The organism is bacterium (genome assembly GCA_013360215.1).
Classification (GTDB): Bacteria; CLD3; CLD3; order SB21; family SB21; genus JABWCP01.
The window spans coordinates 135,985-157,825 of sequence record JABWCP010000006.1; the positions used below are offsets into that span (position 1 = coordinate 135,985).

General features: G+C 44.0%; 21 protein-coding genes. 11 read left to right on the forward strand and 10 right to left on the reverse strand.

What is annotated here, in order from left to right:
• Nucleotides 1-29 precede the first annotated feature (29 nt).
• On the forward strand, nt 30-4,811 hold the full coding sequence (locus HUU58_06130; GenBank protein NUN45243.1) for a T9SS type A sorting domain-containing protein: 4,782 nt from the start codon (nt 30-32) through the stop codon (nt 4,809-4,811).
• 42 nt (nt 4,812-4,853) lie between these two features.
• On the opposite strand, the gene ruvC is transcribed toward HUU58_06130, so the two are convergent.
• From ruvC to HUU58_06145, 3 genes are read right to left on the reverse strand one after another with little or no spacing between them, the layout of a single operon-like run.
• A complete protein-coding gene (ruvC, locus tag HUU58_06135) occupies nt 4,854-5,390 on the reverse strand; it encodes a crossover junction endodeoxyribonuclease RuvC (GenBank protein NUN45244.1) in 537 nt (178 codons plus the stop codon).
• Nucleotides 5,387-5,794, reverse strand: coding sequence for a hypothetical protein (locus HUU58_06140; GenBank protein NUN45245.1), 408 nt, complete (start codon nt 5,792-5,794; stop codon nt 5,387-5,389). The genes ruvC and HUU58_06140 overlap by 4 nt, the downstream gene beginning before the upstream one ends.
• Nucleotides 5,787-6,653, reverse strand: a complete 867-nt coding sequence (locus tag HUU58_06145) for a DUF2520 domain-containing protein (protein ID NUN45246.1) — start codon at nt 6,651-6,653, stop codon at nt 5,787-5,789. The genes HUU58_06140 and HUU58_06145 overlap by 8 nt, the downstream gene beginning before the upstream one ends.
• A 92-nt stretch (nt 6,654-6,745) precedes the next feature.
• Between HUU58_06145 and HUU58_06150 the strand changes: the two genes are divergently transcribed.
• The 4 genes from HUU58_06150 (at nt 6,746) to tpx (ending at nt 8,672) form a co-directional block, all read left to right on the forward strand.
• Complete coding sequence (locus HUU58_06150; GenBank protein NUN45247.1) at nt 6,746-6,976, forward strand: hypothetical protein; 231 nt, start codon at nt 6,746-6,748, stop codon at nt 6,974-6,976.
• A 1-nt stretch (nt 6,977) separates the two neighbouring features.
• A complete protein-coding gene (locus HUU58_06155; protein NUN45248.1) occupies nt 6,978-7,376 on the forward strand; it encodes a DUF2203 domain-containing protein in 399 nt (132 codons plus the stop codon).
• Between the two features lie 69 nt (nt 7,377-7,445).
• On the forward strand, nt 7,446-8,108 hold the full coding sequence (locus HUU58_06160; protein NUN45249.1) for a bifunctional (p)ppGpp synthetase/guanosine-3',5'-bis(diphosphate) 3'-pyrophosphohydrolase: 663 nt from the start codon (nt 7,446-7,448) through the stop codon (nt 8,106-8,108).
• Between the two features lie 39 nt (nt 8,109-8,147).
• Nucleotides 8,148-8,672, forward strand: a complete 525-nt coding sequence (gene tpx, locus HUU58_06165; GenBank protein ID NUN45250.1) for a thiol peroxidase — start codon at nt 8,148-8,150, stop codon at nt 8,670-8,672.
• A 74-nt stretch (nt 8,673-8,746) separates the two neighbouring features.
• On the opposite strand, the gene HUU58_06170 is transcribed toward tpx, so the two are convergent.
• From HUU58_06170 to HUU58_06185, 4 genes are read right to left on the reverse strand one after another with little or no spacing between them, the layout of a single operon-like run.
• Entirely contained in the window at nt 8,747-9,175 is a 429-nt protein-coding gene (locus HUU58_06170; protein NUN45251.1) for a hypothetical protein, read from the reverse strand.
• A gap of 5 nt (nt 9,176-9,180) precedes the next feature.
• Nucleotides 9,181-9,834 (reverse strand): hypothetical protein, encoded by a 654-nt coding sequence (locus tag HUU58_06175; GenBank protein NUN45252.1) that lies wholly within the window; start codon nt 9,832-9,834, stop codon nt 9,181-9,183.
• Nucleotides 9,835-9,856: 22 nt separating this feature from the next.
• The gene (locus HUU58_06180; protein ID NUN45253.1) at nt 9,857-10,690 is read right to left on the reverse strand and encodes an AAA family ATPase; all 834 of its coding nucleotides are present in this window, start codon (nt 10,688-10,690) and stop codon (nt 9,857-9,859) included.
• Nucleotides 10,691-10,697: 7 nt separating this feature from the next.
• Complete coding sequence (locus tag HUU58_06185; GenBank protein NUN45254.1) at nt 10,698-11,342, reverse strand: hypothetical protein; 645 nt, start codon at nt 11,340-11,342, stop codon at nt 10,698-10,700.
• A gap of 132 nt (nt 11,343-11,474) precedes the next feature.
• On the opposite strand from HUU58_06185, the gene HUU58_06190 reads away from it, so the two are divergent.
• Genes HUU58_06190 through HUU58_06215 form a run of 6 tightly spaced genes read left to right on the forward strand, consistent with a single transcriptional unit; the run spans nt 11,475 to nt 18,449 of the window.
• Nucleotides 11,475-12,824, forward strand: a complete 1,350-nt coding sequence (locus tag HUU58_06190) for a cation:proton antiporter (GenBank protein NUN45255.1) — start codon at nt 11,475-11,477, stop codon at nt 12,822-12,824.
• 27 nt (nt 12,825-12,851) lie between these two features.
• Nucleotides 12,852-13,376, forward strand: a complete 525-nt coding sequence (locus HUU58_06195; protein ID NUN45256.1) for a 6-carboxytetrahydropterin synthase — start codon at nt 12,852-12,854, stop codon at nt 13,374-13,376.
• Nucleotides 13,377-13,382: 6 nt separating this feature from the next.
• Complete coding sequence (locus HUU58_06200) at nt 13,383-14,918, forward strand: GNAT family N-acetyltransferase (GenBank protein NUN45257.1); 1,536 nt, start codon at nt 13,383-13,385, stop codon at nt 14,916-14,918.
• Between the two features lie 57 nt (nt 14,919-14,975).
• Nucleotides 14,976-16,043: a thiamine pyrophosphate-dependent dehydrogenase E1 component subunit alpha gene (locus HUU58_06205; protein ID NUN45258.1), complete on the forward strand. Its 1,068-nt coding sequence runs from the start codon at nt 14,976-14,978 to the stop codon at nt 16,041-16,043.
• A 39-nt stretch (nt 16,044-16,082) separates the two neighbouring features.
• The gene (locus HUU58_06210; GenBank protein NUN45259.1) at nt 16,083-17,111 is read left to right on the forward strand and encodes a thiamine pyrophosphate-dependent dehydrogenase E1 component subunit alpha; all 1,029 of its coding nucleotides are present in this window, start codon (nt 16,083-16,085) and stop codon (nt 17,109-17,111) included.
• A gap of 12 nt (nt 17,112-17,123) precedes the next feature.
• Nucleotides 17,124-18,449, forward strand: a complete 1,326-nt coding sequence (locus HUU58_06215; protein NUN45260.1) for a hypothetical protein — start codon at nt 17,124-17,126, stop codon at nt 18,447-18,449.
• A gap of 21 nt (nt 18,450-18,470) precedes the next feature.
• On the opposite strand, the gene HUU58_06220 is transcribed toward HUU58_06215, so the two are convergent.
• Genes HUU58_06220 through arsS form a run of 3 tightly spaced genes read right to left on the reverse strand, consistent with a single transcriptional unit; the run spans nt 18,471 to nt 21,836 of the window.
• The gene (locus HUU58_06220) at nt 18,471-19,646 is read right to left on the reverse strand and encodes a methyltransferase domain-containing protein (protein ID NUN45261.1); all 1,176 of its coding nucleotides are present in this window, start codon (nt 19,644-19,646) and stop codon (nt 18,471-18,473) included.
• A 19-nt stretch (nt 19,647-19,665) separates the two neighbouring features.
• Nucleotides 19,666-20,781, reverse strand: a complete 1,116-nt coding sequence (locus HUU58_06225) for an inorganic phosphate transporter (GenBank protein NUN45262.1) — start codon at nt 20,779-20,781, stop codon at nt 19,666-19,668.
• Nucleotides 20,782-20,819: 38 nt separating this feature from the next.
• The gene (gene arsS, locus HUU58_06230) at nt 20,820-21,836 is read right to left on the reverse strand and encodes an arsenosugar biosynthesis radical SAM protein ArsS (GenBank protein NUN45263.1); all 1,017 of its coding nucleotides are present in this window, start codon (nt 21,834-21,836) and stop codon (nt 20,820-20,822) included.
• Between the last annotated feature and the right edge of the window lie 5 nt (nt 21,837-21,841).

A 21,841-nucleotide genomic window follows, 5' to 3' on the forward strand; every position in this document is an offset into this window, starting at 1 on the left:
AGTTGTAAACTATTTGGATGGAGTGTAAGTTGGATCGCAATTATAAAAATCTGATTTTTGTCATTTTATTCTTTTTGCTGTTTCAGACGAAAACCGGTTTTGCAAATGTTACAGTAAATTCTGCAAGTGTTACCCCTACAGGTTCCAATCAAAACGGGCAATATACGATAGCCTTTGCTACAGGCAATGGCACGACAAACTTGATCGCGGGTACAAGTCAGATCATCATTACTTTTAACGCATCAACCTATGTACCGGCCTCCATATCGGCCTCGTTAGTTACGGTCAATAGCACACAAGCGACGAATGTCACCGTTTCCGGCCAAGTCGTTACGATTACGACACCGGTAGCTATTGCCAAAAATGGCGGTACGGGTACGGTTGTTATTTCCTCTTCTGCTGGTATACTTAATCCTGCTACGGCGGGTTCCTATACGGTTACGGTACACACATCCGCTGAAACCACACCGGTAACCTCACCGTCTTATTCGATCACGGCCTCATCTTCTACGGTTACTTCCGGTTCTGTTACACCTAACCCTTCTGTTGAAAATGTCGCTGCAGCTTATACAATTGCTTTTAGCGTAGGTTCAGGAGGGCGATTAACTACAAGTTCGACCGTAAGTATTAAATTTCCCGTCGGAACGATAGTTCCTGCCGGTTCGATTTCAGGCGTTACATTAAACAATACCTCAGCCACCGCCAGCGGTTCAGGCCAAGTCGTAACGATCAATGTACCTCTGGAAGTTTCCAATAGCGGCGCGGTAAGCGTTTATTTCTCAAGCGGATCGGGTCTTGTAAACCCCAATGCAGGTACGTATGAAGATTCGATAAAAACATCCTCAGAAAACACCTACGTCGCAACGGCATCGTATGGTACAACATCTTCGGCGGGTTTGTCCATCTCAGCGGTGACATTGGGAAATAATATCGCTAACGCAACATCCGCCTACACCATAGATTTTGTATTGAGCGCAACGGGTGCGCTTTCGACTTCAGATAGCGTGGTAATGGTTTTCGATTCATCAACAGTTTTTCCAAGCTCTATAGCCAATAATGCAATCACGATTTCCGCAGGAGGGTTCAGCGATTTTGTAACGGGAAGTACGGTCAGTAAACAAACGGCATCCGGTCAAACGCGCTTGGCTATGCGTATGCCGGTTTCCGCAGCTAATTCAGCCTCAGTTAGTGTTCAGATCGCTTTATCAACGAATATTCAAAATCCGGCCGTATCCGGCAATTATCAACTATCCGTTAAAACGCTCAATAGTGGTGGCGCTACGATTGATAATGCGCAGGCTTCGAATTCGTATAACATTGCTGCCGCAACGACATCGGTATCTTCATCATCGGTTTCGTTAAGTAATACGACGGCGGCACAGACGAATGTGTCATACACGCTTGGATTTACTCTTGGTAGTTATGGCCGCATGTTATCGGGCTCAAGTGTATTTAATGTAAAATTTCCATCAGGAACCGGATACGGCACGTTAACGGGGACAGTGAATGGTACATCCGCATTTACTCCCACGCGAAGCGGTGATACGGTGAGTGTTATTTTGCCTTCAACTGTTTCTCTTAGCAATAGTGCTTCCGTTACATTGGTTATCGGGGGTATAACCAATCCGGCTAATGGTTCATATACGGTTTCGCTTGCTACGGCCGTAGAAGCATCGTACGTCGTTTCACAATCTTTTACGATCGGCGGTACGGCCGTCACGATATCATCCGTGACATTAGGAAACAGTGGTGTGAATCAAACATCGGCTTATACGATTAACTGTACCGGTGTAAGTAATCTTAACACCGGTGACATTGTTCGCGTGACTTTTCCGGAAGGCACAACCGTTCCTTCGTCCATAGCTGCAGCTAATGTTACTTTTACCGGCGGCACAGGTCAGACCGTTACGTCGGTTGCGACCAATACCGCATCACGATTTGTGGATATTACAGTAGGATCTAATAATAAATCGTTCGCGGCGATAGTATTTGCATCCGGCGCCGGTTTAGTCAATCCTTCTGTGCCGTCAGCTACCTTTTATAAAGTCAATGTCGTAACGACCACTAATACGCAACCGGCCACCTCGCCGGCATATACCGTTTCGTCCAATACTACCAGCGTCACGGCCGATACTGTGATCGTAACGTCGAATGTGGTCAGTCAGGCCAATGCGATCTATGAAGTTTATTTTACGACGGGAGCTTTCGGAAAATTAGCGGGTGGAACAAGCGCCGGATCCGACTCGATTCGAATTCGATTTACTTCCGGAGGCGTTGTAGTTCCTTCGTCTATTACAGCCGCTAATGTTACCATTAACGGCGTCAGTTCAACCGGTGTACGTGTTGTTACTTCAGGAGCCAATGGGGAAGTAAAAATCGAGATGCCTAGCGGCGCATCGGTTCCTGCAAGCACTCAATCGAAAGTTACGTTTAGCGCTTCCGCAGGACTTACCAATGGTGGTTCGGCAGGGTCATATCAGGTTCAGGTTGCAACCGATGCAGAAAATACGCTTTCGACTAAAACATCCAATATGGTTTTTGCTGCTAGTTCGGCATTGGCCGTTACACAGGTGACACCTTCACCTTCCACGATCAACGCCACGGCGGCTTATACGATCAAGTTTACGACGGGTTCATCCGGTGCATTGGCCGTCAACGATTCGATTCTGATTACATTTCCGTCCAATACATATCTGCCGGGTACTATTTCATCTTCGCTTATTACAGTTAATGGTAATCAATTAGCCGTCTCGGCGGTAGGTTCCAATAACGTGTTAAGAATTCGCAACCCTGTAACGATCAATAATGTAGCTAATGTCACTATTGCTATAAGTTCAAGTGCCGGCATTCTCAATCCGACCGGGGTTTCGACATCATATTCGTTGACGGTTACAACAAAAACCTCCGGTGGTACGGTGGTTGAAGGCCCCACAACTTCACCACAATATACCACGACGGCCACTTCCACTACGATCACCACGCCATCGGTTACGTTGAGTTCAAGTACACCATCGGCATCATCAAATTATACAATCGCATTCAATACAGGTACTAACGGACGCCTTCGTTCTACGACGGACTCTGTTTCGATAGTTTTTCCCTCGGGAAGTACCGTCCCTGCATCTCCGACAGTAACTATCAATACAGTAAGTGCCTCGGCTTATGGCGTGGGTTTAAAAGTGACTGCAGCTATACCGGCTTCCGTTTCGATCGGAAACTCCGGTTCGGCTAGCGTTGTGATCAACGGGATTACAAATCCTACGGCGGGAAACTACACGTTGTCAGCTTATACTACAGTAGAAAGCGGCTCTATCACCAGTCCGTCATACACGATCAATAATGCTCCGCTATTGACCGGTGTTTCGTTAGCTTTTACACCCAATACGGATACGGTCAATATGGCCGGAGGGGACTCGATTTATTTTACTACAGGGACGGGAGGTGCGCTTACGAGCGGGTCGAGCACAATAACCGTTGTATTTCCAAACAATACAGTCATACCGGCTTCGATCACGGCTTCTAATGTGACGGTCAACGGCGTTGCAGCTTCGATCGTTACGACGAATAGTGGTACGCGTACGGTAACAGTGACATCGCCGACCAATGTTAATGCGAGCACCAATGTTACCTTGTTTTTTGCAACGGCTTGCGGCATTATCAATCCCTCAGTAGCAGGTACGTATGCCGTGCAAGTGTCCACGACGCCGCAACCCAATTTGACGACAAGTTCCAATTATACGGTTAAAGCGGCGACAACGACCGTAACCAATTTTACGATGACATTGTCCCAATCCGGAACATCCGATGGACCCAATGAGTTTGGTCGTTATAATTATACTTTTAAAACCGGTTTACGGGGTAAACTATTATCCGGGACGAGTACGATATCGCTGCTTTTGCCTTACGATGCGACGTTTACTACGGGTACACCTACTGTAAGTACGGTTACGGTCAATGGTACCGCGGCAGCGGCTCTGCGTTTGGGTCTATCAACACTCAATGAAGATACTCTGGAGGTAACGGTACCGGCGTCAGTCACGATTGGGAACCAAACGTCAGTAACGGTGATTATTGATTCGACATCCGGCTTACGTAATGCATCAACAGCGAGCGCACTTACATACAAAGTGTTTACGAGTGTCGAAACGGGAGTTGTCGGCGGAGATGCAACATTGCCGGTTGAGTTGGCCTTTTTTGATGTGGTACAAAATGGTAACAAGGCTGTATTGAAATGGCGTACTGAAAGTGAAATCAATAACGCTTATTGGCTTGTTGAACGCGCCGAATGGAATTTTATTGAAAACGACGGCGATCTACCGGGCAAGACGTCTCATTTACAATATACGAGAGTGGCGGAAATAACGGGGCAGGGTACTAAAAATACCAGTACGGATTATATATTAAACGATGACAAGGTTGAAACTGGTAAAACATATGTGTATCGTTTGATGGATGTGTCTTACGATGGAGTTTTATCTATCCATCAGGAGAAAAAAATCATAATCGAAACACCCCAAGTGTTCGATGTGTTCCCCAACTATCCGAATCCGTTTAACCCGAGTACATTGATTCGCTTTCAAATCCCATCAGAGTCGCATGTCGTGGTGACTATTTATAATTTACTTGGACAAGAGGTGAAAGAACTGGTTAACAAGGATCTTCCGGCAGGAATGCATACAATGCAGTGGAATGGTACCAACAGTCGAAATAGTCTGGTGGCATCGGGCATATACTTATACCGCGTAACGGCAACAAGTTTGCAGAATAAATCCAAGTATTCGCGAACGCATCGCATGACACTATTAAAATAAAACGTAAAAACCGATGTACTACATCGGTTTTTTTATTTAAAGTTATTTTACTTTTACGCGATCCGGATGAGCTTTTATATAAGCTTTCCAGCTTGAAACGGAAGCGCGTGGAGCTTTGATTCGTTGAGCACGGCAAATAGCCAAACCTAGGGCATCGGATTCATCAAAACTCATTTCTTTAGTAATGCCCAGTACCATTTTAACCATGTATTGGACTTGTTCTTTAGAAGCGTTGCCGTTTCCGACGACGGCCATTTTCATATCTTTGGGGGAGTACTCGCTGATATGAACTGCTTTATGCAACGCGCCAAGCATGGCGGCAGCCCGCGCATGGCCTAGTTTTAATGCGGATTTTACATTTTTACTGTAAAACACGTTTTCTATGGCGCATTCGTTTGGCTTATAAGTATGCGCCAAATCAACGACATGGTCGTATATCAATTCAAGCTTACGAGCTAATGTCTCTTTCTCGGGAAGTTCAATCGTACCGCTTGCAACCCAATTGACTTTGTTACGCTCCCAGGTGATGATTCCAAACCCGGTGGTGTTGGTACCGGGATCAATGCCAAGTATGGTCATGATGTTTTTAAATAAACTTGCCGAATTTTGCCGAATGATCTGTTAATATCTATTACAAGCTTGGAGTGCGTTAGTTCAACGATAAAATTTGAGCCTATCTGATTGCCAATACCATCGTTAGTAATTTCGAAATAAATGATTGTGTTGTCCTCTACAACAAAACGAAACATCGAATCAAAATTTGCCGTTGTATCGGTCGGGTCTTCAAACATTACTCGAACGGTTAAATCGTCATTAAAAACAAATTTGGTTGATCCCGGTGCAGCAGGATTCTGAAATGTTAAGTTCCAATGACCAATTAATTCACGTTCCAATTTAGCATCCTGAGAGTCGACTAAATTCTCGCGACATGCTGTAGCAAATAAAACAATAAAGCATAAATATAAAATAAAACGATTAGCCATGTTTTCCCCTTTGGCGTTTTTCGGATAAAGCGACACAGTATGAAGTAAGCGCAGTATATATTTTAAGAATATCTTTGGAATGTTTTTGAATCGCTTTTTTGTGAAGACGAATGGTTTGTTTGTCACCGCGCATGGCCGGGCCAGTTAACGCAGCCGCTGCTCCATATTTGCTTATATTGGCTAACGTCTGTTGTTGAATAGGTAAAATAATTTTTTCTAAACCATTTGATTGAGGATAGATTTGCCGGAGAAGTTCGGTGGATGCATGTGATAAAGCAACTAAAAAGTTGGATGCGATGACGGCCGAGGCGTGATACGTTGCGCGATCTTTATCGGATATCATAATGGACTTTCCACCCAGTATTTGTACTATATGTTTGACGATATTCACCGGTTTGTTTTTTCCGTCGAGTGCAAAATATGTTTTAAATATTTCAGGCGATGCATCTATTCGTGCTACAAACGTTTGTAATGGATGCATTGCGGCTGTCCAAAACTTTACTTCTTTATTTTCAGAAGTTCGCTGATTCCAAATAGTTGCGCCATACATGCCGGACGTGTGGATAAGTAACACGGAATTATGGGTAAATCGAATCTGCATAACACGCTTTGCTGTCGCTTTAAGCTGCCGGTCGGGTACGGAAACTATAATGATATTACAAGTACGTAAATCTTCGATTTTATTACTGAATATTTTACAATTTATTTTTTTGGCCAAAACAGAAGCACTATGAGATGTAGCCGATACAACGCTTGATACCGGGATTTTATTCCCCGACAAAGCCAATGCAATAGATGAACCCACACGCCCGGCTCCTAAAATGCCGACGCGCCAGTTGTTTTTTTGCGATAGGTTCATTGAGGAAATTAGTGAGCATTATATAAAAAAACAATCTTGATTTACGAACAGGCATGGTTTACATTCGCATCATTCATCGGAGGCGTTTATTTATGTTCGATACCTATTCTTCGAAAGTTGAATTGGCTCAAAGTGATTTTAATGAAATTGCAGAACAGTATTTTCAGAACTATTTATCGTCATGGTGTGATCATAATAAAATAGACGACGCATCACGCAAGGCTATGGTAACCGTACTGTCGGATTATTCTAATTTCTTTTTTGATGCGTTAATGCAATCCACCATAGAGCAACATGCCGATAGGACCGAATTGAAAAATTAATATGTCCGGAAGCGTTATACATAATAAACACTATTCCCCGGAGGAAGCGCGAATCCTCTTACACGATATACGCGTCAAAATTAATACACTCGTTGCGCTCAAAAAGCATCTGGATGGGATCAATTATAATATCTACAAACATGAATATTTTGGGGGATTGGGTCCTAATGGGTCCAAGTTTCATCCGGAAGAACTCATGACGTTGGTTGACATACTACGATCGCTTGAAAAGCAGGGTATCATCATTAAGAGTATCGATGAAGGGCTTATTGATTTTCCTGCAATCCGAGCCAGTGGGGAAGAAGTGTATTTGTGCTGGAAATTAGGTGAAGAAGATATTTTTTATTGGCATACGATCCGCGATGGTTTTCAAGGGCGACGCCCGTTATCTGCTTTTTAATTTAACAAGTTTATCGCATCTACAAATTTACCCGTTCCTTTTGCCTTCGGGTCTAATCAAAGGTTTGGTATGGCGCGTGCCGGTTCGATAATACGCTCGTCCTCCGGAAAAGATATTTTTACGCGGCGAGATAAAGATTTTTTCGAATTTTTTGGGCAACTCGAATCGGTAGAAAATAAGTTTAACACCTATCTCACGCGGTTCAAATATCCCAAGCGTGAAAAATATCTTATTCGCAAAGCCTACGACTTTTCATCACTGGCTCACAAAGGACAATTGCGCAACGACGGGGCGCCCTATATCATCCATCCGATTCGTGTGGCGTCCATCCTTTTGCATGAATTGTCAGTTACTTCGGCGGACATGATTTGCTCTGCGCTTTTGCACGATGTGATCGAAGATTGTGGCATCACAGAAAATGAGATAAAAAATAATTTTAATGAGTCGGTAGCCTCGATGGTACGCACACTTACCAAAAATCCGAATCTCAGTAATGCTAAGCGCGTATATTTTGAAGCGATCATGCAGGCTGAAGATCACATACGCCTCGTAAAGCTTTGTGACCGCTTAGATAACCTTCGTTCACTACGGTTAATACGCAATAAAGCCAAAACAACCCGCTACATTAAAGAAACCGAAGGGCAATATCTGCCCATAGCGGCGGAGATCAGCCCGTATCTTTTTCGTGAATTACGATTTGAAATACAATATCAACGAACACGTTACCGATAAATACTCATATAAACGAATTTCACTAAATATGGAGTTGCAATGAAAGAACGCGCAGGACATCTCAGCATCAAAGGAAAACCTCTTACATGGTTAGGCGAAGAAATCAAAGCCGGGCAAAAGGCACCCGATTATAGAGTGCGTACGGGGTTTGGCCCCGAAGCAACCGTTACGTTAGCTGATTCCAAAGGTAAAATCCGAATTATCTCGGTCGCGCCTTCACTGGATACCGGTGTATGTGAAATGCAAGCCATTCGGTTTAACCAAGAAGTGGAAAAATTAGGCGCCGATATCGAAGTGCATCAGATCACGGTTGATTTGCCGCCGGCCATGACTCGCTTTTGTAATACCAAATTAAACGGCAACGTGAAGATCAAAACTTTTTCGGACTATGCGGAACGTTCGTTCGGTCAGGCGTATGGTTTTTTGATCAAAGAATGGCAAACGTTAGGGCGTGGTATCGTCATCATAGATAAAAACGATACCGTCGCGTATGTGGAGTATTGTCCAAAAATCGAAGAGTTGCCCAACTTTGATGCGGCGTTATCAGCGTTAAAAGGATTGTAATCATCTGTTAACATCATAAAAAAACCTCCGCTACAACGGAGGTTTTTTTATAGCCCTAATCACGCTTCAAATAATTAATTTTTAAATAAACCGTTAATAAACTCTTCGATAGTCCGTGGACGGGCGGGCGCTTCTTCTTGGATCAAAGGGGAAGATGTGGGGTTTGCTTTTGTTTCTACCATATCAATAGAAATAACCTCGTCGGGAATCCACTCCGGTTCTGTTTTCACAGGAGTACTGCGAAATGCACGACGTGTACTGAGCGATGAATTGAAAAACGATTCGATGGTATGGCTCGGTGGTGTTGCCGTCGTAGCGACGATATCCGTACCTAAAGGCTGCAAAAAATCCAGCATAGTAAGAATATCTTTACTGAAAAAGTCATTCGCCAAAGCCGGTGCGGTTTGTACTGACTTTTTAGTCGTACGTCGCATGGATGTAAATTGACTGAGGAGATGGGCTGCTATGCCGGTCTCTTCAAACGGTTTTGGTTTAGTATTCATTCCGTTCAACCTTCGAATTCTTTTTTGACTTTTTCAAACGCGTCCAACGGTGTCGTTTTACCTGAAATGCGCGCTTTGACCATCGCGATGGTTTCCTCATTATCGAGCAAAAAGGAGCAATGTTCGTAACCTTCGTTTTTACAGGTAATCTCAATGCAAGCCAGGGGCATATTGGATATGCGGGAAAAAATACCGGCAAAAAAACCGGCGTATAATGCGCACGACGTGTGAGGCTTTGAATCATGTGTTTGCGATTGCAACATTTCCACCCATAACGAATGGTATAAATCAACAAATAGAAAATCATCGCGACGTTTAAGTTCAAAATTGCCCCAGCCCAACGCTGCAAGGTGATTGGTAAAAAGGCGATGAAAATCCGGCATGGGGATTTCACGAATGGATTTCGCATCAGGGTGCATGGTCAACGCCAGCGTTTCAATTTTGGCGTAAACCGAGTTGCCCCATTGTACGCCGGTACGGTAGAGGGCATCCTGATCGTGCGCTGCATACAGGCGCGCGAAAGACTGTTGTAATGCCTTGAGGAAAACGGTATCAACGGCAAAACTCCGATTTGTGTTTTGAACGAAAATTTCAGCGCTCACGGGGGAAAAAGCCGTATAATTTTCCGGTAATGCAAATTCGTACGATGTAGTTTCCATAATTTCCGTTTGGTTACAGCAGTTAATTGGATACCGAGTTTAACCGCAATGGGGTTTCAGAAAATTGAATGGCGATTTCCGATGCTAAGCCTTGATAGGCCTGAAAAGCGGCGGATTGCGCTTCGATTTCCGTCAATACCGAAGTAATATTTTCGTGACCTGCAAAAAGCAAATTGATGACAGGGTCGCGCGGTATGGCCTGTTTAAAAACGATATCCTCTTCAAAAAAATCTCGTATTTGTTGTGCGACCATTTCGGAAGCCGGACTTTGATGATCATACATAGTCAGCAGGATACCCGCCATAGCAAGATCGGGATTATGTTCCTTTTTGATCGCGATGAGCTGACGCAGTAGCTGGGGTAAGGTACGCAGGCTGAGGGGTTCGCTCTGGACCGGTATGATGACATAGTCCGAAGCGGCGAGTGCGCCTGCGGAGACAAGGCCGATACCCGGAGGGCAATCAATAAGCACCGTATCGTAGTGCTGAGCGGCTTGTATGACCGCTTCGCGGAATAAACCGGTAGCCCGCGTAGCATCCTCGTAAAGTTCGATGTCGGAGCTGCGTGCAGAAATGCCGCAATCAATGACAGAAAGATTTTCGATCATAGAAGGTTGAGCTGCTTCGGCGATATCCATAGCGCCGCAGAAGACCTGATACAATCCGTTTCGCCCCTGATCCTGATCGCGACGCATATCGTAGTAGCGATCCAGACAAAACGAGATACCGCCTTGCGGATCCGCATCAATGATCAGTGTTTTTTTGTTTAACCGTGAAAAAGCTATGCCGAGGCTCAAGGCTGTCGTGGTTTTGCCGACACCACCTTTTTGACTGGCTATGCTGAAAATCTGGCCCATGTATAGATCAGAGGAGATGTTGATTGTGATACTGCGTTAATATATCGGCTTCAGTAAGACCGGCATTGATCTGCGTGCGAATATCTTCGATCACTTCGGTTGTACTGAGGGCAAACCGCCAGTGTTCAGGTGTATTGGATAAAAATGTGCTGCTGAGCGCGCGACCGGCGATACCTGAAAAAAGGGTTGAAAAAAAACCGGCAAAACTCGTCGAGGCATATATTTGTTTGTGTTCGTCCGACGGGCGCCATGGGTTTTTCAGATCAATGATGTAAAATTTATTCCCTTCCAGTATACGAAACTGGCCAACGCCCAAATAACTGAAATTAGAATTGAGATGCTCGACAAATTCGTCTTTTAGCAGCGCTTGAGGCTCTGATGCATGCTCACCGCCGGCCTGTGCCAATTGAGTTTTCAACCGTTCCAAAAAAGAATTGCCCCAATCAGCGCCAAACTGATAAAAGCGTTCACGTGTTTGATCAGGCGTTGAATTTTCAGAAAAAACGGAAAATAGAGCTTCAAAAAAATCATGATCGGCGATACCGATCCGTCGTGCCGTCGGCGTAAAAAAGTCCGAAAGAGCAATGGAGCCGGTAGCATGATCTATCTGCATGTGATTTCGTATGGCCGCTTCAATGGGATTCGTAGGCATGAGTTCGATTTATTACCCGATAATGTAAAACGCGTTAATGCGGCAAACTAATTGATTTTTCGATGGAAAGCAACGCGAAAATCTTTTGTATTTTTGAGTAAAATTAATATTTTAGAAAAAAGAAATCAATACATGCAAGACCTGTCAAACGAAAAAACTGTTCAAATGGTGAAGCGTGTGGCCAGTGTTGTGGTAACCGTCGTTATCATGATAGCTTTGCGCTATTCTACATTGATAACAGAATCGGATCCGGCCGTTTTTTCGGTGACATTGTTGGGTCTAATGCTCGTACTTTCATTTAATATCGGCAAATTACTTTCCAGACTTAACCTTCCGACATTAACCATTTACCTGATAACCGGGATCTTGTGCGGTCCGTTTGTGCTTGGATTCTTGAGTTCTGCTACTATTGATAACCTGAAGTTTATAGATACACTAGCGCTTGGATTGATTGCTTTTATCGCTGGGGGAGAACTCCGTGTTAAAGAGTTATTGAGATTAAAAAAAGTGCTTGTCAGTATTTCGTTAATGGAAACGTTGGTGGTCTTTATATTTTGTGCAGTTGGTTTTATCACAATTACCCCATTATTGCCTTTTACCCAATCTCAGACTTTTTTTTTGAATAGCCTCATTGCATTGATCATGGCCGCATTACTTGTGGCCAATTCCCCGGCTGTAACGATAGGAATCATCGGCGAATATAAAAGCAATGGAGTTTTGACGGAGACCATATTAGGTTCGGTTATTTTTAAAGATATTATTGTTATTGTCTTGTTTGCAACCGTTACAACCTTTGTAATGATTTCGCTCGATTCGACCGCGGAGTGGAGCATGATGGTTTTCATAAAGACGATAGGTTATGAAATCGGGATGTCAATCGTGGCCGGATTGGGTGTTGGATTTCTTGTGTATTTGTACATACGATTTATCGGAGAACAACCCGTTTTATTTGTAATCGGCGCGGCATTTATGTCTTACGAAATAGCGCGCCAATTTCATTTAGAAGTACTTTTGGTCGGTGTGAGTGCAGGTTTTGCGGTTCAAAATTTTACCAAACAAGGGGAAGCATTAGTCGAGCATGTGGAGGAAAGCCTCCCAATCGTTTATCCGATTTTTTTTGCCATCGCAGGAGCGAAGATTAATTTGCCGTTAATGCTTGAATTGTGGTATCTTGCATTGTTTTTGACCGTGATCCGAGTTTTGGGAATTTATGTTGGCGTACGAAAAGGTGCACGCCTGGCATCAGCTCCCGAATCGGTTCAAAAATACGCATGGATGGGTTTTGTTTCACAGGCAGGTGTGGCCTTAGGATTAGCGACAATAGTTAATAACAAATTTCCGGAGTGGGGAGGTTATTTGCAGACAATTCTGTTGTCGGTTATTGGAATAAATCAACTGGTAGGCCCGATCTTACTACAAAGAGCGCTTGATAAAGCCGGAGAAATAAGTAAACCAATTCCTCAAAGCTCTATTTTAAATTAATAGAAGTAAAGATCGTTATAAATTATTATGGCTAAATTTGTCGTTCATATCGCTAAAGAATATTTGAAATTCAGCGCTGCACATTTTACTATTTTCAGTGACCATGCGTTGGAGATGCTTCACGGGCATAATTACTATGTAAGCCTGGATGTTGAATTTCGGGACAGCGCTAACGGAATCACAATAGATTTTAAACATCTTAAGAAAATCATGGAAGCCTTATGTGACGAATTAGATGAAAAGGTTCTATTGCCATCGGAATCGCCGTATCTAAAGATTGAAAAAAGAACTGACAATTTTTATGTTGTTTTTCACGGTGAAGGATTTAGAAAAGAGTATCAATTTCCGTGCGAAGATGTAGAAATTCTGCCGGTGAATAATATCAGCTCTGAAATGCTTGCAAAACAATTGTGTGAATCGTTTTGTGAAAAACTAATGCAAACATGGCATCAACTTAAACCCGGTCGTGAAATCCCTGAGACATTAATCGCAATACATGTCGGTGTCGAAGAAACACGAGGCCAAGCCGTCAAATACATTTGGGAGTATTGATTGTTAATGGGAAAATTGGATCTTAGAGAATTTGAAAAGACCATATCCGTTCGAACGCTTACGCTTGAGGATTTCGATAAAGTTACCGAATTACAGTTGCGCTGTTTTCCGGGAATGAAACCTTGGTCCTTGGATCAATTTGAAAGTCAAATTCGTATTTTTTCAGATGGTCAGATATGCGTAGAATATCGTGGCGTATTGGTGGCCTCTTCATCGAGCCTCATACTTGATTTTGATCCATACAAGAACTGGCACAGCTGGAAAGAAATTTCAGACAACGGTTATATTCGAAATCATATGATGACCGGCAACACTCTGTATGGCATCGAGATTATGGTCGATCCGGAATATCGCGGACTTCGCCTTGCGCGTCGGTTGTATGAGGCGCGAAAAGCGATCGCACGAAAGTACAACTTAAGAAGCATTATTCTCGGAGGTAGAATTCCCGGTTATGATAAATATGCTGACCAGATGGATGCCAAGACGTATGTAGAAAAAGTCACGAATAAGGTACTTGTAGATCCGGTTTTGACCACCCAAATTGCAAACGGATTTGTTATAAAACGCATCATTCCTAACTACTTAATGGCGGACACCGAATCCAGAGGTTATGCTACGTTTCTAGAATGGGTCAATCTTGACTATAAACCCGATTTTACATTTGATGCGAAAAAGGAAATTGTTCGTATATCGGCAGTGCAATATCAAATGCGAAATATTAACGATTTTGATGATTTTGCCAAACAATGCGAATATTTTGTTGATGTTGCATCGGATTACCGGTCCGACTTCATTTTGTTTCCTGAAATGTTCACAATGCAATTACTTACATTTTTGCCCAATCTTCGTCCTGGGCTAGCCGTTAGAAAGTTGGCTGAGTATACTCCTAAGTACCTTGAGTTATTTAATCATCTATCCGTCAAATATAACATAAATATTATTGCAGGTTCTCACTTCACCGTCGAAAATGAAGATTTGTTTAATATCGCTTATTTATTCCGACGTGACGGTACCATCGGTAAGCAATATAAGCTCCATATTACGCCTAATGAGCGAAAATGGTGGGGTGTCAAACCAGGGAATGTACTTGAAGTTTTCGATACCGATTGCGGCAAAATTTCTATACAAATATGTTATGATATTGAGTTTCCTGAATTAACACGAATAGCTGTTGAAAAAGGAGCTCAGATTGTTTTAGTACCGTTTTGTACCGATGAAAGATATGCATATTTACGTGTGCGTTATTGCGCCCAAGCAAGATGTGTCGAAAATCAGATATATGCCGTTATTGCAGGTAGCGTGGGTAATCTGCCGCATGTAGAAAATCTGGATATCCACTATGCCCAGTCGGCTATTTTTACTCCGTCGGACATTCCATTTACGCGCGACGCGATACAAGCCGAAGCTACCCCAAATATTGAGACAGTCATAATTGATGAGATAAATTTAGCCACGTTGCAGAAAAACAGACAATCGGGAAGCGTTTTGAATTGGAATGATCGTCGCACGGACTTGTTCAATGTGAGTTATCAAGGGGCTTAGAATTTTAAAAAATTATACTTATATTTAAATTAACTATGCAGTAACATAGAGGAATTCATGAAATCCAAGTCGGTCAAGAAAAACAAACCCACGGTAAAAAGGAATAGTGTAAAATCACAGCCAAAGATGAACGAATCAAAGAGCTCTCTATCCTATCGCGCGCTGGGCTTGACGCCCGACGATTTGCTGCGCATGTACCGGTTGATGAAACTGACACGCCAGTTTGATCAGGGCATCATACGTCTGTACCGTCAGAATAAAATGATCGGCGGTGCTTATAGCGGATGGGGTAATGAAGCGACGGCCGTAGGTAGTGCGTATCCGCTTTTGCCGCACGATTATTTGTATCCGATGCATCGCGATATCGGTGCGCATTTTACCAAAGGTCAGTCAGCCAAAGTTTTGATGCTCAACCATCTTGCCCGTGCGGAAGGCCCGACACGCGGTGTGGACGGTACGGGACATTATTATGATAAAAATCTTCGAATCGTCGGTAATATCAGCCATTTGGCAGCAATGATACCTCAAGCCGTGGGTACGGCATTGGCGTCCGTAAAGAAAAAAGAAAATGCGGTCGTGATCAATTATGTCGGTGACGGCGGTATGAACGTCGGTGAATTTCACGAAGGCCTCAATATGGCCGCGGTATGGAAATTACCCTTTATCCTGATCATCGAAAACAATCAGTACGCGTATTCCACACCCAATACGTTACAGTTTGCTTGCGAAAGTCCAGTGGATCGTGCATTAGGGTATGGCATACCCGGCGTCAAAGTGGATGGTACGGATATTTTGGAAGTGTACCGTGTTTGTAAAGAAGCGTTTGAACGGGCGCGTCGCGGTGAAGGGCCGACGTTGATCGAATCGGTTACGATGCGTATGCGCGGACATGCCGAACACGACGGCCATGAATATTATCCTCCGGGGATCTTGGAAAAATGGGAGAAGAAAGACCCGATCATGCAGTTTGAGAAATTTCTTAAATCGGAGAAATTACTCACCGATAAAATGATCGAAGACATTGATACGTCAACCAAACAAGAAATTGATGAAGCGATCGAATATGCCGACAAAGCGCCGTGGCCAGAACCTTCGCAGGCGGCGACGTGGGTGTACGCGGAATAATTAAATCCTAATATTAACATTGGTAAAAAATACTTACGCATGACCGGTCAAAGTAAAACAACGACAAAACCATACGCTCATTCGACGGAACTGGATCTGAAAAAATACGAGCCGACCAAAGAGCAGATGAAAGAAATGTACTATTTTATCATGCTCAATCGCGCGTTCGATGATCGCATCGCCAAACTTTACCGCCAAGGTAAAATCATCGGAGCCGCTTACGGCAGCCGCGGGCAGGAAGCCACCAGCGTGGGTTCGACGTATGCGTTGGGTCCGGATGATATCGTCGGGCCGATTATTCGAAATGCGGGCTCCATCATCGTGCGCGGGCTACCGGTTAAAAATTTCTTATCTAATTTTGTCGGTCGTTCGACCACTCCGACGCGCGGTCGCGATGGCAATTCGCACTTAGGTGATTTGAATATGGGCGTCTTCGCTCCGATTTCACATTTGGGGAGTCTGATCAGCAATATCGCCGGTTGTGCACTGGCATTCAAAATGAAAAACGAACCGCGTGTGGCGCTGACCTATATCGGGGACGGAGGTACGTCCACAGCCGAGTTTCACGAAGGTATGAATATGGCCGCCGTGATGAAATTACCTTTTATTTGTATTATCGAAAATAATAATTGGGCGTATTCGACACCGACGCGAACTCAAGCGATGATCAAAGATTTTGCTATCAAAGGCAAAGCTTACGGCATGGAGGCCATCGTCGTGGACGGCAATGATGTTTTCGAGGTGTTTCGTACGACACGGTACGCGGCCGAACGCTGTCGAAAAGGTATGGGGCCTATTTTGATCGAAGCGAAAACCATGCGCATGAAAGGTCATGCGGAGCACGATGATGCGTTTTATGTTCCCAAAGAACAATTTACAGAATGGCAGAAAAAAGACCCGATCGCGCGTGCAGAAACGTATCTTTTGGATAAAAAATACATGACCGCAACTGAAAATGAGGCCTTAAAACAACGTGTGGCGAAAGATATGGAAGAAGCGGAAGAATTTGCACTTAATGCGCCGTTTCCAGCCATGGAAGAAGCGGTGACCGGAGTATACGCTGATTAAGGAGGAGAGACGATGAAAAAATTAATTCTATTATTTGTTTTGTTCGTTCATTCGACATTTGCTCAAACATCATTTGCCATTATCCCTTTCACGGGAACCGCCGATGTAGGTGTTAATGATCGCGAAGCTTTTGTTAGCGGGCTTTATCAAGGGATGACGAATAGCGGGCGTTACCGTATCGTCGATCGCAACCTGATCGAACAAGTATTGAAAGAACAAAATTTTCAACTGAGTGACTTAACGGAACAGAAAAAAGTTATCGAATTCGGAAAAATTGCCGGGGCTGAAAAAATTATAACCGGTAAAATGTTCAGATATTCGTCGACACAACCGGCAATTACATTTTCCGTGATTGATGTTTCAACCAGTCAGGTTGAGTTTTCCAAAGAAATCACATATAACAATTATACGTTTTCTAACCTAAGCAGTTTTTTGGTATCGCAGTTAATTGATAAGTATCCGCTGGTCGGTAAAGTGCTTGGTAAATCCGGAGATGTCTATATCATCAACATCGGACTCAATCAGAATATCAAAAACGGAACGCGCATTTTTGTGGCTAGAAATAATGTCCTCAAAGGTGATGACGGTGAAATTTTGATGGAAGAGTATAAGCGCGTCGGTATTTTAGAGGTGACATTAGCCGACAAAGCGCGTTCGCAATGCAAGCTACGCAGTTTGGTTGAAAGCAATGTTATCATTCAAAAAGACGATATGATTTCTCCGGATCCGATACCGGAGCGACCGGCACTTGTTTCGGATAAGCCTTTTTGGACTGGTTATTCAAAAGGCGAGCTGCTTTTAGATGATGATATGAGTAAAAAGCAGTATCTATCTGTAACGAGCGCTATGGGCGAAACCTACAAAGATGGACGGCTTTTTATCAATACGACACATTTGAATTCCGGTCATGGGTACTGCTATTATCCGGCACCTTTTGACGCCGTGGGAGATTTTGTATGCGAAGCAGAAATTACGTTTGAAAAAAACACTGAAAAGTATAATAGGGTAACTTTTATATTTAGAAATGTCGGTGCGTACGGCGAAGGAAACGGTTATTCGTTATACTTTACTAATGACGGTTCTTACCAAATGGATTATATGCGTAACGGGTTTTTGTTCCCGATTATCAAATTTACTTCAACCCCTACATTGAAACGTGGCACGTCAAAAAATATATTGCGCGTCGTAGCCAAAGGCTCAAAATTTGATCTTTATTTCAATGATCAGTTTTTAGCTGCATTTGAGCATGAGGCAATAGAAAAAGGCGGTTTTGGAATTTGGTCCGGGCAGGGAAGTCACGTATCCGTGGACAATATCAAAATCTGGAATATTAAATAAAACTCCTTATTTAATACAAGATCAGCAGCAGCCATCCGGCCCACAACAGGCTTCGCTCAGAATAGTTTCATTGTAATCCATACCTTTAGTTTCGCGCGCGTGACGGCGAGCATTCTTATTGCAATTAAAGAATTTTGCCGATTCTAAAGAAATAATCTCTTTAGGACTTACCGCAAAAATATCATTGGCGTACGGCCCTTTTTCCCGCGTATAAATGCCAAATGTTTTATCACACACGGCCATACGCTCCCCACGAAAAAGTGTATGTCCGTCATCATCTATAACGGCTTTCCAAGGACCTTTATAGATCACGGCTTGTTGGCGTTCAAGGCAAGGACCTTCTTTTCCTTTGTAACCGATCACGGTGACCGAACGGTATTCGATACCTTCCACCACTTGCCATGGTGAGGTTTCCCATTTGTCTAAACTAATACCGTAGAACCCCGCTTTTTCAAAAGCTTTCAAAAATTCATCCTCACGAAATGCACCGGAGATACAGCCGCTCCAGAGTTCTGGGTTATTTTTCTGATGAAGCGGTATGTCTTCATCAGAGACTATATCCGATATAGCAAAGCGGCCGCCTGGTTTCAAAACGCGATATATTTCGGCGATGAGATTTTGACGGTCTTCTTCCCGGACAAGATTGAGTACACAATTGGACAAAACGACATCCACGGAATTGTCGTGAATCATCGGCCGTTGGTTGCGAAGTTCTTCTGTAAATAATTCCAAACGTTGCAAATCATCACCGTGTTGGATAGGGTTTTGACGCACATAAGCATCGAGCGCATCCCAATCCAATTTCAAATCCTGTATTTTTCCTCGATGAAATGTAACATTGGTATAACCCAGTTTTTGTCCGATAGGATCTTTGTACTTGCGGGCTAAAGCTAACATTTCGGAGTTCATATCGACGCCGAGTACACGCCCTTCGGAACCTACGATTTGCGCGGCGATATAACAGATTTTTCCACCGCCGCTGCCCAAGTCCAATACCGTTTCTCCGGGGCGCACATAACGCGAGGGGTCGCCGCAACCGTAGTCACGATCAAGGATTTCCTGAGGTAAAATTTGAAGATATTTTGAATCGTATGAAACAGGACAACATAAAGAGGCAACGGTCGTGCGTGCGCCTTCGGTATATCGTTCGGTTACCGCTTTTTCCACATTGAGTGCGAGTTCGTCGTTAGCAGACATGCTTAGCTCTCCCAAAAAATTATTGAATCAAATAATAAATGCAAGCTGCGATAACAGCAGCTATGGGTAGTGTTAACGCCCATGAAAGAACGACTTGCCCTATCACTTTGAAATCGGCTTGACCGGTAATAATGCCTATTCCGGAAATAGCGCCTACGGACACATGGGTAGTGGATACAGGCAAACCCCACCGACTTGCAAAAATAACAAGAAATCCCGTGACAAGATTGGCCGTCAGTCCCTGGCCGTGGTTCATAGATGTGATTTTTTTACTCATAGTACGCGCTACTTTGCGGGCATTGAGTAAACCGCCGATGGCCATAGCTATTGCGATGGCTACCATGGACCACTCGATGCGCATAATCTGCGCAGCAAAAACAAGCCCGACGATTTTAGGTGTATCGTTGAGACCGCGTGCAAAGCTAACCATAGCCGCGCTTAGATAATGAAGTACGTCCACCAGGCGCTGCGCTGAAATGCCCATCACGGCGCCGCCGTATCGTCTTTGGCAGGAAACTTCATCGCCAACAGTAATTTCAGGCAGGGTCACGGTCTGAAACGAAAGAGCATGCGCGGGTCGAGGGGTAGGTATGACGGTTTGGCAGGTTCCAACGCAAATGCAGTGTTCTTCTCGAATACCAGCCCAAATCCGAATTTGACGAAATATTACATAGACAATCGCGGCAACGACTACGGAAACCAACGGACTAATTAACAGAGGTATAAAAAAGGTTGAACCTAATTTTTCTGTATTTAATTGGGAACCTACAGCGAGGAAACCTGCGCCGGTAAGCGCACCGGTTAGGCCGTGTGTCGTCGAAATGGGAAATCCGAAAAATGAAGCGATGAGAACCGTTAAACCGGCGCCAAGAGCTACTGCGGTTAAAAATTCGGGAGTAACTGTCAATGTATCCGGCACAAGCCCTTTACCTGAAAAATTACTCACGAGTGATTGAGCAATAAAAATCGAACATACCGAACCCGCAAAGGTAGTGACGGTCGCGAGCCCAATCGAGGCTTTATATCCTAGTGCTTTACTGCCGTAGAGCGTTGCAACACCTTTAAAATTATCATTTGCACCGTTGCTGTACGCGACAAAAAGCGCTCCGGCAAAAAGCAGTACGATCATCGCCATTTTTATGCCCTAATTAATTTCAAGTTATTTATTTTGAATTATGCCGTTGTCCCGCCGCAACTGCTGCCCGCCCCCGCCGTACATCCGAAACAATGCGATGCAAAAAGGATAGTGCGATTTCGTATTCTCGTCGCATCAAAATTGAAAACGCTAAGCGGTTCGTGATCATGGGATTGCATGCCGAGCATTTGGTTGAAATCGCAATCGTAGATTTTTCCGTCATAACTCACACTGATCAGAGTTCGGCACATGATACCTTGCGCCGCGCCGGGATTAAATGCATTTATTAACTTCATCATGTATTCGTCGTATTTGCCCGTACGCTCAAGATCTTCCCGAAAGCGATGGATCGGCATATTGGTGATCGTAAATAGATTATTGAAGTGAATTCCGAATTTGTCATGCAAACTGCGTTTATAGTCCGCCTCCAACGCTCCTTGAGCAGCGGGAAGGTATGTACCGACGGGGTTGTACACTAAGTTGAGCACAAGGCCTGAACCGTCTTTTCCAAAACCCAGCGCATTGAGATTTTTTAACGCCGCGATGCTTTTATTAAAAACGCCCCGCCCGCGTTGCTTATCCGTAAAATATTCCTCATAAAAAGGTAGCGATGAAATCACTTCAATCCCGTGATCGGCGAAAAACTGCGGCAGGTGCGTCATCGGTTGTTTGGTCAGAGGATGAGGGTCCTGCGATACGGTGAGGTTATGCCGAACCATGACGTGTTTTCCCATTCGTCGCGCTTCGGTAACCAAAAACTCAAAATGCGGATTAAGTTCCGGGGCGCCGCCGGTAATATCGAGGTTTTTTATTTCGTCATGCGCCGCAAGTATCGCCAAACAGCGATCTACGGTAGGGCGATCCATTTGCTCGGTGCGCTTGGGTGAAGCATCCACGTGGCAATGACGGCAGGCCTGATTGCACAGTTTGGTTATATTGACTTGCAACGTATGAATGCCGAGCGGCGGTAATGTCAACTCATGCTCACGCAGTTTTTCATGAAAAGAATATTTCATATCGGCCGGAGATATCGGCAATATTTGTGGCAGTTGCATAATTT